This window comes from Microvirga vignae (assembly GCF_001017175.1).
Lineage (GTDB): Bacteria > Pseudomonadota > Alphaproteobacteria > Rhizobiales > Beijerinckiaceae > Microvirga > Microvirga vignae.
In genome coordinates this window covers 1-14,727 of the sequence record NZ_LCYG01000115.1, presented here as the reverse complement: position 1 = coordinate 14,727, position 14,727 = coordinate 1, and the positions used below count along the sequence as shown (strand labels likewise).

At 56.5% G+C, this 14,727-nt stretch carries 17 protein-coding genes and 1 other RNA gene; 12 read left to right on the top strand and 6 right to left on the bottom strand.

The window, feature by feature from the left end; genetic code table 11:
• Positions 1 to 152 precede the first annotated feature (152 nt).
• From AA309_RS34815 to AA309_RS29065, 5 genes are all read left to right on the top strand, one after another.
• On the top strand, positions 153 to 350 hold the full coding sequence (locus tag AA309_RS34815; protein WP_150117828.1) for a hypothetical protein: 198 nt from the start codon (positions 153 to 155) through the stop codon (positions 348 to 350).
• 46 nt (positions 351 to 396) lie between these two features.
• Positions 397 to 744, top strand: a complete 348-nt coding sequence (locus AA309_RS29080; RefSeq protein ID WP_047192510.1) for a DUF6481 family protein — start codon at positions 397 to 399, stop codon at positions 742 to 744.
• Between the two features lie 68 nt (positions 745 to 812).
• Positions 813 to 1,007 (top strand): hypothetical protein, encoded by a 195-nt coding sequence (locus AA309_RS36965; protein ID WP_047192509.1) that lies wholly within the window; start codon positions 813 to 815, stop codon positions 1,005 to 1,007.
• A gap of 79 nt (positions 1,008 to 1,086) precedes the next feature.
• On the top strand, positions 1,087 to 1,389 hold the full coding sequence (rpsU, locus tag AA309_RS29070; RefSeq protein WP_047192508.1) for a 30S ribosomal protein S21: 303 nt from the start codon (positions 1,087 to 1,089) through the stop codon (positions 1,387 to 1,389).
• A gap of 53 nt (positions 1,390 to 1,442) precedes the next feature.
• Positions 1,443 to 2,285, top strand: coding sequence for a lysophospholipid acyltransferase family protein (locus tag AA309_RS29065; protein ID WP_342027992.1), 843 nt, complete (start codon positions 1,443 to 1,445; stop codon positions 2,283 to 2,285).
• 81 nt (positions 2,286 to 2,366) lie between these two features.
• On the opposite strand, the gene AA309_RS29060 is transcribed toward AA309_RS29065, so the two are convergent.
• Together AA309_RS29060 and ssrA are read right to left on the bottom strand one after the other, a co-directional pair.
• Positions 2,367 to 3,107, bottom strand: a complete 741-nt coding sequence (locus AA309_RS29060) for a hypothetical protein (RefSeq protein ID WP_047192507.1) — start codon at positions 3,105 to 3,107, stop codon at positions 2,367 to 2,369.
• 75 nt (positions 3,108 to 3,182) lie between these two features.
• Positions 3,183 to 3,565, bottom strand: a transfer-messenger RNA (tmRNA) gene (gene ssrA / locus AA309_RS33775).
• Between the two features lie 1,259 nt (positions 3,566 to 4,824).
• On the opposite strand from ssrA, the gene AA309_RS29045 reads away from it, so the two are divergent.
• Both AA309_RS29045 and AA309_RS29040 read left to right on the top strand, forming a co-directional pair.
• Positions 4,825 to 5,034 carry a hypothetical protein gene (locus AA309_RS29045; RefSeq protein ID WP_047192505.1) on the top strand — a complete coding sequence of 70 codons (210 nt, stop codon included), beginning with the start codon at positions 4,825 to 4,827 and terminating at the stop codon, positions 5,032 to 5,034.
• A 22-nt stretch (positions 5,035 to 5,056) separates the two neighbouring features.
• Positions 5,057 to 5,293 carry a hypothetical protein gene (locus AA309_RS29040; RefSeq protein WP_047192504.1) on the top strand — a complete coding sequence of 79 codons (237 nt, stop codon included), beginning with the start codon at positions 5,057 to 5,059 and terminating at the stop codon, positions 5,291 to 5,293.
• 37 nt (positions 5,294 to 5,330) lie between these two features.
• Here the strand turns inward: AA309_RS29040 and AA309_RS29035 are convergent, their stop codons facing one another.
• Positions 5,331 to 5,510, bottom strand: coding sequence for a hypothetical protein (locus AA309_RS29035; protein WP_047192503.1), 180 nt, complete (start codon positions 5,508 to 5,510; stop codon positions 5,331 to 5,333).
• Between the two features lie 1,023 nt (positions 5,511 to 6,533).
• Here AA309_RS29035 and AA309_RS33770 point away from each other — a divergent pair.
• The 4 genes from AA309_RS33770 to rpsU (AA309_RS29005) all read left to right on the top strand — a co-directional run bounded on the left by AA309_RS33770 (position 6,534) and on the right by rpsU (AA309_RS29005) (position 7,655).
• Positions 6,534 to 6,716, top strand: coding sequence for a cold-shock protein (locus AA309_RS33770; RefSeq protein ID WP_244470533.1), 183 nt, complete (start codon positions 6,534 to 6,536; stop codon positions 6,714 to 6,716).
• Positions 6,717 to 6,808: 92 nt separating this feature from the next.
• Positions 6,809 to 7,009, top strand: a complete 201-nt coding sequence (locus tag AA309_RS29015; protein WP_047192499.1) for a hypothetical protein — start codon at positions 6,809 to 6,811, stop codon at positions 7,007 to 7,009.
• Between the two features lie 75 nt (positions 7,010 to 7,084).
• Complete coding sequence (locus AA309_RS29010) at positions 7,085 to 7,279, top strand: hypothetical protein (protein WP_047192498.1); 195 nt, start codon at positions 7,085 to 7,087, stop codon at positions 7,277 to 7,279.
• Positions 7,280 to 7,364: 85 nt separating this feature from the next.
• Entirely contained in the window at positions 7,365 to 7,655 is a 291-nt protein-coding gene (gene rpsU / locus AA309_RS29005) for a 30S ribosomal protein S21 (RefSeq protein ID WP_047192497.1), read from the top strand.
• Between the two features lie 787 nt (positions 7,656 to 8,442).
• Here rpsU (AA309_RS29005) and AA309_RS29000 read toward each other — a convergent pair.
• From AA309_RS29000 to AA309_RS28990, 3 genes are read right to left on the bottom strand one after another with little or no spacing between them, the layout of a single operon-like run.
• Positions 8,443 to 9,453: an HlyD family secretion protein gene (locus tag AA309_RS29000; protein WP_047192496.1), complete on the bottom strand. Its 1,011-nt coding sequence runs from the start codon at positions 9,451 to 9,453 to the stop codon at positions 8,443 to 8,445.
• Between the two features lie 12 nt (positions 9,454 to 9,465).
• Positions 9,466 to 10,743 (bottom strand): glycosyltransferase family 2 protein, encoded by a 1,278-nt coding sequence (locus AA309_RS28995; RefSeq protein ID WP_047192495.1) that lies wholly within the window; start codon positions 10,741 to 10,743, stop codon positions 9,466 to 9,468.
• On the bottom strand, positions 10,740 to 12,062 hold the full coding sequence (locus tag AA309_RS28990) for a TackOD1 domain-containing metal-binding protein (protein WP_244470532.1): 1,323 nt from the start codon (positions 12,060 to 12,062) through the stop codon (positions 10,740 to 10,742). The genes AA309_RS28995 and AA309_RS28990 overlap by 4 nt, the downstream gene beginning before the upstream one ends.
• Positions 12,063 to 12,675: 613 nt before the next feature.
• Here AA309_RS28990 and AA309_RS37955 point away from each other — a divergent pair.
• Entirely contained in the window at positions 12,676 to 13,452 is a 777-nt protein-coding gene (locus AA309_RS37955) for a helix-turn-helix transcriptional regulator (protein ID WP_425286915.1), read from the top strand.
• The last annotated feature ends 1,275 nt before the right edge of the window (positions 13,453 to 14,727 follow it).

Sequence of the window (14,727 nt, the reverse complement as noted above, 5' to 3'; positions counted from 1 at the left end):
CGCCGCTCCGGCAAGGTCGCCGTTAACAACATCCAGACGGCCTGAGAATGATTGGCGCACAGCACAGGCGTCGATAGACCGAGCCGCCCCCGGGTGGGGCGGCTTCATCTTTTCAAGGACCTTCATCCGATAGTTAACCTCGCGAGGAACCAATGAATACGTTTCGTAAGGCTCCGGCAAAATCAGTGATGTTCGTGGTGAACTATAACGATAGTCGCAGAGCCTACCTGTGGATCGACAATCCCGAAAAGGCCTCTGACACCCGCACCGTCGAAATGATTGCACGAGCCCAGCAAGAGCAGGGCACGCTGCTTGGCGGGCACATCGCCAGCATCAGACGCGTCCGGTAGCTGGCATAGTTTAGATGAGGCAAGCACATTGAGATCATCAGGCGGAATGAAGCAAAACAATCTCGACGAGCGACTGAATGCTGCCAAAAGCGCCAAACAAGCTATGGCGGCCAGGTTTCTTCAGCGGCCGGGACCCGACGATCCGGCAGTTGCCGAACGACGGGCGGCCAGGGCTGCCGTGAGCGCCGCGCGCGATGCTCGCGTGGCTGAGCGCGAGGCAAGGCGTCTTGCCGAACAGGCCCGTCTCGCCACCGAGCGCGAGGCCCGTGCGGCGGAGCAGATGGCGCAAGAAGCACACGCAGCAGCTGAAAAGGAAGCGAGCGACGCCCGCCTTGAGGCTGAGCGCAAGGCCGCACGCGATGCTCGTTATGCTGCACGCAAGGCGCGAAGGTAGCGGCATTCCCAGGGATATGGCGCCTGATTGGGCCAATCCGGTTCACCTAGTCGCAAGGAGGTTAGCTGATGTCTCACAAGTTCAGAATCCGACAGATGGTTCGGTTGAAGCAGTCCGGATTTTCTAACGCCCAGACGAGTGCCACCACCATTTACGAGGTCGTTCGACTTATGCCGGCCGACCCGAGTGGAGAGGTTTCGTACCGGATCAAATCAGGTCCGTTCGAGAGAGCCGTTCGTGAAAGCGAAATTCGCGGTGCTTAGTGTTTCCTGAACCCATCGCTTATCCTGCGGCACACGCATGCTGCGGTGGCGCAACCCTAACGAATAGAGAGGACATCCTTTGCAGGTTTTGGTACGCGACAACAATGTCGATCAGGCTCTTAGAGTTCTCAAAAAGAAGATGCAGCGCGAGGGGATCTTTCGCGAAATGAAAGCGCGGAAATCTTATGAGAAGCCGTCGGAGCGAAAGACTCGCGAGAAGGCGGAAGCTGTGCGGCGCAGCCGCAAACTGGCTCGAAAACAAGCTATCCGCGAGGGATTGATCGCGGCGCCCAAGCCCAAGCCTCGCTTCGCTGGATCGCGCAAGCCCGTGAGTGCTCCCACTACGAGCCTGCGCACCGACACAACAGTGCCGAAAGTTTAACAGATGTAGAGGCATCAGGTTGGAGAGGCGCTTCCAGTCCGAGGGGTGACGCATTGTGCCCCGTCTTCAAGGCGATCCATCACCGTTTTAGGGAACACAGCATCTGCCCTGAGCAGCGGTTCGACGTATACCCTCCCCTATTGAATCGACAAGTCATCCAAAGAAGCTATTTTGCCGTGCAGCGCATCCGCTCATCCCTGTTTGACCTTCTGCTGGCCGTCTGGACAGGATTTTTTGCGCCAGTCGTAGCCATCCTGTGGCTTTGTGGTTCCCCGGAGAATGGCGTCCGGCTGGCATCCCGGTTCTGGGCTCGCGGCATTCTCGTTGGCCTAAAATGGTTTGTTGGTTTGACCTATTCCGAGAGGGGTCAGCACAATATCCCTAATGAGCCGTGTTTAATCGTCGCCAATCACCAATCGACCTGGGAAACATTGGCGTTCCTGGCCTTGTTTCCGGACGTGGCCATCGTCGCAAAACAGGAACTACTGACAATCCCTGTCTTCTCATGGTTTCTGCGCAAGTCGCCGATGATCCTGATCGACAGGGAGAGTGGCTCAAAAGCTATCAGGAAGTTGGTGGAGGAGAGTCAGGCGGCGCTGGCTCAGGGCCGCTCCGTGCTCATCTTTCCTGAGGGAACTCGGAAATCTGTCTCAGAGCCGATCGAGTTCAAGCGCGGAGTGGAGCTGCTCTACGCAAAGCTGGACCGACCAGTTCTTCCCGTCGCCCTTAATTCAGGCCACTTCTGGGGACCTGATCGGACCTACAAGCGAGCTGGAACAATCTCGGTATCCTACCTCAATCCGATTCAGCCAGGTCTTCCCGGCCATGAATTCACGCGCAAGGCACAGCAACTCCTTGAGGCTGAGAGAATGTCCTCTTGGCCTCAGGTAGCCTAGGTTCTGTTCCGGGCGAGACGAGCGTCGCCGGGTTGATGATGCCACGGGGGCAACAGTCAGCTCACCCGGCTTGCTGTTATTCTACCGCTCGGCCACCAGCTCAACAAAGGGCTCAAGGCTGGCATAGGGCAGTGTAAACTTCTCGCCCCGGAACAACATCGGCACGTCCTGCCCACCTCCGAGGCCGGAAGTCAGCTTCCCACGAACCGTGAACGTCTCACCTGCCCTTACATGCCCCCAAGCCTCTTCAAGGTGATCCATGATACCAAGCTCGTTCAGCTTGGCATCGACAGCCTGCTTCCGGGCATGCGGAGGCAATTGACGTAGGCTATTGTCGATGTCGTCGCGCATGGCGGCATAAGCTGGATTGCGCACCTTGTAGCGAAGCTCCACATCATGGGCGAATTGCCACGTGGAACCGATCACCATCTGTTGCTGCTTGGTGAGCGGCTTCTTCTCCGGCCTCTCTGTCTTCCTTGCCGTTTTGGCGCGGGCGGGAGCCTCAGCAGGCTGCACATCAGCGATCAGCGCCCATTTGCTCGACCACTCCACCGCGCGGTAGTCGCCCTTGGTCAGGCGATCCGTGAATTCGAGAATATCCTGATCAATGGGGCGCTTGCCGCCGCTGGCTTCGAAGTATCGCAGCCGCATGTCGTCTGGCAGAAGCAGGTAGAAGTTGTCGCTTTTCACGTCCACGTCAAAGATCTTGGTGACCCTCACGACCTGATCGCGCATGGACGGAGCCTCGACGCCATCACCCGTCGGATAGACTATTGTCCCTTTGGGAACCCGGATGTAGCCGTCCACTTGAATATCCAACATCTAATTTTCGTCTCTCTATTGTGCGATCAGCGGTAGTCGAGAAGGCCAAAGGCTAGAAATGGGAACGGCACCCGTAGGTGCCGTTTCTGTTGCTAGGCTTTCCCGAGCCCCGGATGGTTACGCCGCGAGGCGCACCGCACCCATGTCAACGTTGTCGTTGGCATTTATGAATTTGCACTGTTGAGGCCGTAGCTCAGCCTAACCGCAGCCTAGTCTTTATCGCGCCCAGTCGAACCCATATCGCCCCCGTCACAAATACACCAAGGTAGCGACCTGCCCCAGCTGGAAGCCATTCGCTTAAACCTTTCCTGCCGGAGCTGGACGGTTGATGCGTTTGTGGTGGAGGCGGCGGGAATCGAACCCGCGTCCTAAACGCCTATTCCACTCTGCCTCTACGATCATAGTCAGGCGGACCTGACATCCCTGATATAAACCTTCGAGGGCATAACTTCCAGTCTTCAGGCAGGCGATCTTTTGTGATTGAGCGGCACCTCAGTCTGACGCGGCTCCGCTCCCTCTGATGGTGAGCCTGAGAGCGTTTTGGTTCCCTAGGTTCGCTCACGAATAGGGCCTGTGAATTGCCAGGAAAGGCCTTCATGCGTCCGGTTGGGCAAGGTCTGGTCACCACCCGGACCTCAGATCACGTCCCGTTTAGGAGGCTGTCTGCAGCAATTCGACAACCAGCGGCAGACGATCCCCTCCTATCGTTCCGACAAGGTCCCGATGCTCAAGGCCGCTACAGCTCGCCACTCTGGATCTTGGATTGGAGCGCCGACACCGGCCGTTCCGGGAACGAGGCCCGTGTTGAGGCTGGCAAATCCCTTCTTGCGGACATTCTCGATCTGCATTCACCGCCCGACCTTATCGAAGCTGCCCTGTTGTTTGTAGGAGAACGCGATCAACGTTCCTCAGACGGCATGGTCTCTTACAAGCGTCACTAGAGGGCTGAGGTGCGTTATGGCAGCGATACCAATTTCATGGGCAGGACGGGAACTTATCTCGATGGTCCTTCTTAACGTCTACGGGCTCGACCTTTCTAAACACCCTCAGCCTCTTCTCAGGTTGATTTCTTTGCGGCTTCAGCTTCAGCAGCCCAAGAATACGCGCTTCTGAACGCCCGGCCAGAGCCTCTCACCGGCCGCACAGGTGCTTCCTTGTTCGTGCATTGCGGCCTGCACGAGCCCAACAAGGAAGGAACGCACCATGCAAGCCCCATGCAAGCCCATCGGTTCGCAGTCGGAGAGATCGTGCTTTTTGCCGAGAGACGGCACCCCCAGTTCACGTGGAAAGTTCCTTATACGATTATCTCCTGCATCAGGACGGATGCCGCCGAGCCGCAGTACAGGATCGCCTCCGTCCACCGGGATGAGATCCGCACCGCAGGCGAGCACGAGCTCTGCCGGACACCACAGCCCGTTCCAGCTGTCCAGCAACCACCTGAACAGTTCCTCGAAGCTTTGTCTTGCCTGCAGCCCGCCAACCTCAATCTGAAGTCGACCCTTGTGAGTCCTTTCGCAGCACGGCTTCAGCACTTACGGAGTGGAGCGCATCATGTTTAGCGTTGCTCCGTTCTCCAGCAGGCACCAGGGAGCTTGGCTCTCAACGGCCAGTATGGCTGGCGTTCTGTCCTTCATCCTGTTCATTGTGCTGTTCGTCGGGTGAGAGCCCTTTCAGCGGCACCTTGGCCAGACATTAGCTGCCTGGAAAGAGGCTTCTCATGTCAGCACATCTTTATCCGTGCGGTCAGCACGTCACGTTTAGCGACAAGCGGTTTCTAGGTTCGGCCTGGAGCGGAGAGTTCGTCATCATCAGGCACTTGCCTTCGGGCGATGAGGCTCCCCGCTATGAGATCAAGAGCATTGGCGAGGCCTACAGCCGCGTCGCGTATGAAAATCAGCTCGCTACCTCGTTCACGATTTTCCGATAAACAACGAACCACGGAGAAGTTCATGCCTGATACGAAGAAGCTGGCCCGGTTTCTGGTGTCTCCGTCATCCGACGGTGGCGATCCTCATCTTGTCATTGAACTGGAGGATGGCTTCAGGCTGACGTTCACAGCGAGCTTCGCTCAGATTGAAGACATGGCGGATGTTCTTGATGACATTCTGGATGCCGCAACGCCTGGCAATGGGAGCGATCCTGATCACATGCCTGCGTTTCTCCAAAAAGGCAGGTCTCAGGTCTGACGCCTCAAGCCTCCTAAGGCCGGGCATGACCTCTCGGTTAGGCATTCGGGCCGCGTTTCTGGCTCTCGATGGACTTGATCTTGGCATCAACCAGATCCGCCAACGCACTGTTAGGGATTAAAGCACGCAAGTCCCTCAATGCCTGCTTGAGCTCAGTCAATGTCACTCCGTCAATAAGCGTTCGCTCGGCAACTTGCAGAGCTTTTTCATAGGACATCAGTCAATCCTCTGGTTCTTAAAATGAACCGCCATAGAGCCGTCGGAATGCGACTTTCATGCGCTTTCTAAAAGGTCATTTGAAGGGTGCTAGCGGTTCACGGGCTCGGCAACCTGGATGATGCTGCCGACTGGGATACGCCACCTTTTTCAGATCCCAGGCTCGTCAGTAGGATTTGGTTATCCGGCCCGCGCTCGATCCACTGACATTGACTGGCATATTCGAGGCCGCGCTCAAGGTCTTCGCCACGCTGCCCCAGGCTTATCGTCCACCAATGCCTGAGGTTTAGAATCGAAGCTCCTTGCCCTTGGGTCTTGCCCATCCCTTGGACAAGGTGACGAAGAATATGAAGTGCAGCGCTTTCGTTGGGGATGCCATTCATAGCCCATGCCTCTCATTCCGGTGTGCACGTTTGTTGCCGCAACGTTCCGTCTCATTTGAATGGGCCCGGTAGATATTAACATCCGGTGCAGATGCCTTTTGATATCTCTCTCATTTTGCGGTCGCGGGCTCGCTCCAACGCCTCGGCCTTGTCACGTGCCTCCTTGGCCATGGCAGCGGATTGGGCTGCTCGATCAGCGGGTGAGAGCCTGACCAGCCTTGAAGCATTCGATTCCGCGTCGGTCTTCTCTTCAGAGTGGCTGCCTTCAGGCAAGAGCAACAAACCCAGTGCGGCTACGACAGTGAAGAATCTCAATGAAAGCTCCTCGCGGGGCACTTACATCAACCCCTTCCATACATATACGCCCTATATTCTTTGGCGGCGAACGAAGTTTTCGTGATCGGTCATTTCCACTAATAACTGGTGCAACCCATGAGAAAAACTACTAGTTTGAGAGACATCACGGGGACCATATTTTAGTTATTCGACTGCCGCCTTGAAATGAACTTATATCCGGCCTATCTTCAATTATCGACTTTGGCCGAACATTTGGTCCGCTTCGCCTTTCCTTTCAGGCGCGCTCCGCTCTCTCCAACCATCGAGAACAGCGCAGCCCCACGTCGTTGCGAGGACGTTCGCATGTGCACTCTGAAACGCTGAAAGGCTTTCCTGATGATGATGGTAGGCAGGAAGTGTTCGTCAACGCAGTCGCGGTTGAGCGCGCCGGCCTGCGCAACCTCGTCGAGGGACAGAGGGTTTCGTTCGATACCTTCATCGATCTTCGGTCCGGCACGATTGCCGTCCATGACGTCGAGGCAGCCTGACCCTGAACTGGCGCATAGTCATCAAACCGCTCCCAACGGAGCGGTTTTTTCGTGAAATGCTATCGATTGATAGTCAAAATAGTGAGGCTCGTATGAGCATGTTCCGGAAAAGCACTCCCGCAAAATCGGTGATCTTCGCGGTAAACTATGACGACGCCCGCACGGCCTACTTGTGGATCGACAATCCTGCAAAGGCCAACGACAACCGGATTGTCAGCCTGATCGCACGCGCCCAGCAGGAGAAAGGCTCCTTGCCTGAAGGCACGATCACCAGCATCAAACGCGTCAGGTAAGGCAAGGGCGAGCAGCGAACCAGATCGCTCATCAAGTAAGCCACCTCGATCTTTCCGCATTCAAGAGAGCTCCCAATGCCTCACAAGTTCAAAGTCAAACAGATGGTCCGGCTGAAGCAGCCGGGCGTTTCAGACAAGTGGATCAACTCCACGAGCATTTATGAGGTTGTTCGGCTGATGCCTGCCGACCAGACAGGAGAGCTTTCGTACCGCGTTAAATCCGGCATGACCGAGAGAGCCGTTCGAGAAAGTGAAATTCAGAGGGCTTAGGCGCTTCAGCCATTCCTCTTCCTACCCGTCCGCCAAAGAGCGTGGTGGCGAGCACAGTGCCACCATTAGAGAGATAGGACATCCTTTGCAGGTCTTCGTCAGGGACAACAATGTCGACCAGGCTCTTAGAGCCCTCAAGAAGAAGATGCAGCGTGAAGGCATCTTCCGTGAGATGAAAGCGCGAAAGGCTTACGAAAAGCCATCGGAGCGCAAGACCCGCGAAAAGGCGGAGGCCGTTCGCCGGGCGCGCAAGCTCGCCCGCAAGCAGGGCATCCGCGATGGCTTGATCGCAGCACCTAAGCGGCCATCCCGTGATACGCGTGGCCCTGGACGAGGTGGGCGCGCCGGTTCGCCGCCGGCTTCTGGAGCAAGATAGCAGCCGCTCCTCAGGCTTCCTTCGCAACGGTCGGGGGTCTGACCAGAGGTTATGAGGAGAGCTAAGGATATGGGCTACCGAGCAGGACCTAGACCAGCGCATGTCGGTTAGCCCGTTTTTGGATCTGTACCGTCGTTGGAACTTTTGTGCACAGATACCTCTACATAGAAATCTGGCACCAAGAGAGTATGATGTGTTTGCGTCAGGCAGCCAACAGACCTCCGATAGGAGTCCGCCTTGGGTCAAGATGAGACGCAGAGCGGAGCTAATGAAGGTCCGCGCGAGCTTGTTGCATGGAATGGCCGGTTTCAGGCAATCTTGCCCAGGCAAAAATAGCCACCTGCAACTGCTCACCTAGTCATGATGAGGCCGACATCGAGTGTCGGCCCGCCTCTGACGTTTTTCTGCCAGAGATCCAACGAGGATAGAAATCGGAAGTTTTCAGGGAAATTTATGGCGGATAATGTTTGGGCAAAAACGACACTTGGCAAAATAAAACATATACTACCCTTGAAATTAACGGGTTGGGCTGCTGAATCCTCTGAATCACCTTGCCCTTAAAAAGCTGTTTCATCCGTAGTGACCGACGTATCCACCAAGGATATGCAGAGGGAGATGCGCGCAGCGCCTGCGGCTCTACCTCACCGAAGGCGAGTGCCACCCGATTAGACTGCGCACCATCGGCCAAGGGACCAAATGTGATCTTAGGAGTGTCATCGATGCGGCCATAGCCGATTTCGTCGACGAATGTCGCTTGATCTAGAGGTAAATTTGCATCGGGACCAAGTCAACGCGCCCAGCAATAGCCGAAAGCGCAGCCGGAAATCGTGACCTTCTGGGAGACCGCGAAGGGGTTCTTTTCATCAAGCGTGATGCGGGCCAGACGAGAGCGGTCGCGCGGGCGAAACATGTTCTGGAATTCCGCCGGGAGTGCGTCAGCGACTGTGAGGATAGCATCAATACGTCCCTTTGCTGACTGAGCCCCACCCTTCACCTTCACCGGCATACCTTCTGTAATGTTGAACAGGTAATCGTCAGGTAAATACGCGAGAATATAGGAGCTACCGCCGTTGATCTGCATCAGCTCGTCACCGAACTTTACGATCTGTCCGGGGATCGGCACCTTGGCACCGACGATGCCCGGCATGCTCGCACGCAGATAGCCATTGTCGTAAATGCTATTGAGCTTGCCGATCGCCTCGCGAAAGATGGCGCGCGACTGCTGGAGAAGCTTCAGCTCGTACTCCGTTGCTGACTTCTCGCTTTGCAACTGGGCCACCCGCTCGGCAGCTTGCAGGCTGTTGCGCAGGGCATCGTCCTTTGAGAGAGACGACACAATTCCCCTGCCCGAGACCGCTTCGAACTGGCTCGCGGTCATCTGGGTCTCGCGTGCGGTCCGCTCAGCCAAGGGAGAGACTGCTTCGAAGGCGATCAGCTTGCCCTTCAGCTGCCCCTCGCGGATGGAGAGGTCACTATCCCGCAAGGCGAAATTGGCAAGTTCCTGGACCATTTCAAAGGATTCCACGCGCAGAAGCGGCGTTCCGGCTTCAACTTGGTCACCTTCCTTGACATAAACGTCTACCACCTTGCCGGGGTAGCTTGCACCGACGGAGTAACGCTCCTTCAATACCGTGCCGTCAATGGACAGCACAACCATACTGCCGATCAGGTAATAGGCAAGAGAGCCCAGGAAGAGAACGACGAGCGCAAGATAGATCATCCGTCCGAGCTTGCCGGAGGACGAGCGCTGCTGAGCATCGAGGACATCAATGCGAGGTTGTTTGCGTAGGCGTTTCACTGGATTTACCGTTTACCAAGGGCGTTGCGTGCGGACTTTTACGGGTGTGTAGTTGTCCCCGTGCGAACCGGAGAACGCCCATTCATGGATATAGGCGGCGAGCCTGACAGGCCGCATGACATAGGTCATGAAGAATGAATAGCCCGGCAGGAAGAGAAGGTTTCGCAGAAAGATGTCGCGGCCCGTGCTCCAGGCCGAAGCGGCGAGGATGAGAATGTCAATGGCGAGAAAGCCGATCTGCATGGCTATGAGAATGGCAGGAGCGAACGCGCCATACTGCAGGAACAGCCAAACAAGATAGACCGGGAGGATGAATGCACCAGCGACATTAAACAAGATGAAATCCCATTGGTGAATGGCTTCGCTCAGGCGGAAGGCAGGAGAAAAGGGATTCATCAGCTTGGCGTGCTTACGGAAGCGAATCCATATGGCATCACGCTCCCATCGCAGGCGCTGGCGGATGTACTGGTACACGGTCACCGGGACGTCGGTATAGCACACGGCCTCGGGCGCATATGCGATCCGCCAGCCCTTGAGCCGGAGCCGAATAGTTGTATCGAGATCCTCGCCTCCGCCGACATCGAACCCACCGATGTCATCAAGCGCCGTGCGCCGGAAGGCACCGAAAGCGCCGGAGGCGCAGACGACCTGATTGAATGCACCGGCAAGGCGCTTGCCGACAGAGATCGACTGTAGATACTCGATTTCTTGAAACTGAGTAATGATGCTCACATCGCTGTTGCGGGGAGCGATATCGCCGCAGACTGCGCCAACACGCGGATCAGCAAACGGTTCAAGCAGACGTTCGATGGCATAGCGATCGAATGAGCAGTCGCAATCCACATTGACGATGATCTCGCCGGTGGCAAAGGCACAGGCCAGATTGATACCGCTAGACTTGCCCCCTCTGAGATCGGTGGAGAGAACCCGTGCAGCGAGGCCCCGTTTCACCAGATCTCGGGCCATGCTCCGCATGCGGTCGGTTGATCCATCACTGACGATGACAATCTCGAAGCCGGTTATCGATTGCTCATGCAGGGAACGCACACAGGCCTCAAGTGCATTTTCCTCGTTGTGGCCAACCAGAATGACGCTGATGCTGGGTTGATCCGCTACTGGCGTTGCTTCAGGAACGGCGTCCATGTCGGGCGAACGCATGGCGAAACCCGTCGCCATGAACGGCAGGATATAGCGAGGGAACTCGAAAATCAGAGTGTACCAGAAGACCGACAGAATGCTGAGGATCGACTGGCTTAAAAGGAAGGCAAAGCCGACCTCAAGCGTGTTCACGGTAATGCTCGTCCCAGACGTTGCGCAATCGTCAGTCGCGCATCGAGCTTGTGCCGGAGGAGATCCTCACTGCGGGCGACAAGAGTGCGGAGCTCCTGTTCCGTACGGGCATCGAAACGTTCTGCCAAAATATAGGCGATGTTCTCGCCCACATGCAGCGAGCCTGCGTTCCCAAGCCGATTACGGATATTTTCAAGAAACAGATCGCAAGACCTTTCAAAGACGGAGCGCCCATGGCTGGAGATCAGTTCGTCCCTTCCGGCGAATCTAATTTCGGCGACCGCAGCCTGCACGTTCGCCGTTCCGTGAATTCTTGCAATCTCGCGCTGGAGAGAATCCGGCATTGTCGCATCGAGTGCGGCGGCACGGCCTTCAAGGAAAGCGATACTCGCGTCGGTTAGCGCGTAGCTATAGAGATCGACCCGTTCGGCTGCCTCGCCATCCATGCGGGCATTGCAGTCGAGGCAGATGAAGCCGACTTCCAGTTCAGAGGAGGTGGCGTCGCATGTGTTACAAATATAGGCGCTGCCGGGACGATCATAGTCCTTGCCATAGTTGCGCAGCTGGCGCTTGCACTTCGGGCAGATCAATGCCACTCCCTGACGAAACTGATCTTCGGGCAGCAGTACCGCACAATGGAAGTGGTGGATAAGTGACGTCTCGCGCAAATCTGCAGAACGGCACGACGGGCATTCCTCGCGGACGGTCAGGCGGCGCGAGCGGCACGTCCGGCATTCATGCAGGCGGTCGAAAAAGGTTTTCTTGAGAAAACCGCGTAGAACGAGTCTGTCAGCGATCGGAACAATCGTACTCGCCGAAAAGAAACCGGGATAGCAGACAGCTTCCGGAGTCAGCGGATAGCGCATGCCGCGCAATTGGCGGCCGGAAACATACATGTGCGCCAGAATTTGGATATCGGGATCCACCGTATGGCGATATTGCGGCGCGAGTGCTTCGCGTCCCTGCCGAAATTTGATAATGCGCCGGGCCGTTTCCGCCCAGGTGCGGGGCTCCATCAGGTCGAAATGGGCGTCGGTAAAGTCTCCGGCCCGGCCTCCGAGATCGATCATCGGGACCTGAAGCCCGCCTACGAAATCGCGGATGTTATGCAGCGGCGCGGAGCGCCGCTCATCGGAAAAGAGAATTGCATCGGCATCATCACCGTCTGCAGGCTCGAAAAGGAGGTCGAAAATTTCATCCAGGTAGGGGGGCACGCGTGGGAACCAACGCACCCGCGGCCTCCAACTCAGGCCGTCTTCGCGCCAGACACCAAGAATTTGGTTGGCGAGCTGCTCAGGTGAAGAGATCACGCCGCTCACGGATAAGGCTGATCTGGCAAGTAGTGATGTCATAACAGCCCCTCAAGTGTCCCTTTAAGTGCGTTCCTGGACAAGTTCGCTACTTAGTTACTAACCTCCAGCGTGAAGTCCTGCTTGCACGGAGGTAAACGGAAGTAAACTACAGCTGAGTATCCTAGGAAATTTTGGTTACCACGCAATTTCCAATGGCTGGAGTCAAGAGGCTGTTTCAAGAGTGTTCCCAATGCTTGCGGCCATATGCCCCAGCGGGGACTGGTCCGCGCTGTCCTGAGACGCACCTCCGCGGACGAAAATGCCGAAGCGCTGCTGCCCGCGATTACTCAGTAATCGGTAAGGAATTTCATTGATCAACGCAGTACTCATCAGTGCTCGTTAACTCCACCAGAATTAACGATGGCAGCCGCTTTTGGGCGCATCCTAAGACTAACCGCCGGATCGGCTTTGAAGGATTTGGCAGGGTTGGGCCGCGGAGTGTCGTGCACGAAACTGACGAGCGTTTCGATCAGCGCTTTTTCTCTCTGTAAGATTGCGAATGGTTTCTTGATTGTCCGGCAAGGTCAGCGGCTGATTACTAAACTGTTCGGGATTCCTTAAAGGACCGCTGTGGGTCAAAGTGCGATTTCGAGGGTGCTCTTTGAAGGTCCGCTATGCACGCTTGTTCGGACGATCCAAAATCCATGGACAATCGAGCTATCAATTCAGGGAACCAGCCACCGGCCTGGGACAACACAAGGGCGGGCGGAGCCGAACGACCGCAGGGGCTACCCATGAACTATTTGACCATAGATCAAGCATCAGAGATGGCAGGGCTCAATCGTGCCGTCGTCTTATACCATGCGCGGCATGGCTTGCTCGGGGCAAATGCTATTGTGGGCGAGAATCCAACAAGCCTACGGATCTCCGGCTCACGCACGAAGTGAAGCGTTGGCTTGGAGAGCACACTAACCCCAGGGCTAAAACCTCGCCCCACAAGCGTACTCATCCGACCAAGACGCACCCGATACCTGAGCGTGAATACATCCCGCTATCAGCAGCAGCAAAGCGCCTCGGCTTCTCTCGAAGAACTATCTACTACCAAGTTCGGCAGGGGAAGATCCCTGGGGCTATCCAGATTGCTGGTAGCTGGCGCATCCGGATCGCAGACCTAGATCAACATCTTGCCCAGTTACCCGCTGGACGCGGTGAGCAAATCGACCCTGTAACCTGCTTGGCCAAACCAAAGGCCCCAGAGATTGTTCGAGAGCCACGGACAGAATATGAGAGCAGGCTTGAAATGCACTTCGCTGGGATCGTACACCCACTCCCCTTGAGCCGTCCTGTGCCAGAGCTACGCCGGGCGGTCGAGGATGGCAGCACAACAGAAGCGATGCGAGGCGAGCTAAACACGTAGGACTTCTGGCAGCATTGGAAAGCGGCAGCCGAACCGTCTCTTCCCGCCGATCTCCGTGATAGGTTTCGTGCACGCACCATCACTACCAATGACGTGAGGGCGATGCGTAAGAAAAGCAGATTATCCCTAGGGACATCGGCATTTTGTTCACCTTCTGTGTGTGGCTCATGTCCACTCGAGAACCCATGTCCCCTGTCGAAAATGGCAGGGGACCATATGACTACCACGCTCAACAAAATCGCTGCTCTAGTGAGGCAGATATCTCCCATTGCATGAACCCTGTATTTGCCGAAGGCTCTAGCGGGCGATGCGAATGCAGCGGCGGGCTTGTGTCGTTACCTTGAGGACGAGCACCTAGTGCAGTGCATGCCACTCCTATACGAAGCTAGCATCCCCTCGCCTGTTTTCCGTTTAATACTCCACCGGGCCCTTGTCTCTAGTTTCGATTTTCGAAACACGATCAAGGCTGCCGGATCTCGGGAGCATTTCGTACAGTGGTGCCGTTACGCATCGTTCGAGCCACCCAATACCCTGCCCGATATGGTGCCGATCCACAGAGGCACCTTCGGCTGCGCTGCCGCCGATGCAGCCACAGGTCTACACTGGTCATTCTCCTTCAACATGGCTGCATGGTTCGCTCTACGGCGCGAGCGGCGTTACCCTGGGGAGGGTGAACCCCTTGTAGTTTCAGCGTGGGTGCCGGAGGCCTCACTCGTTTTCTACTCAGATGTGGCGGGGCACCAGGAGGTGATACCTGAAACGGCACCCACTGAGTACCGGGTAAACAACAGCCGTTGGTGTCTTGAGGATGGCGCAAGGCGTGCCGTCGAGTTCTTTATGCTGCTTGGGGCTTTGAAGGTGAAACCGGAGCGGTGCTTCAGCTCTCCCCGTCCCTGCTCGTCCGGTTCGACGGGCGACCTCAACGGCTACCTTGCTCCAGAACAGCACACCGCTCGGACTGCCCATGGATCGGCAGTAATCCGCCTGCTCGCGGGCGCGGGCGTAAGCCTCTCGGCCCTCACACGCGATAAGGCACACAGCCTCGTACTCAACGGCCGTTAAGCCGCTGTCGCGTGGCTCACGTCGAGGCAGGCGGGGAATGAGTTTGCGGAGGCGCTCCAGGATCCGACGCATGGGCGGGAGTGAAGCAAATCCCTTCGAACTTTTGCAAGCTAAACCGAAACCCGGAGCAACGATTTTGGCAACGAAAACGCAAAAGCCCCGCACGGGCGGGGCTAAGTCCCTGAAACCTTTGGCGCTCCCTAGGGAAGCCCG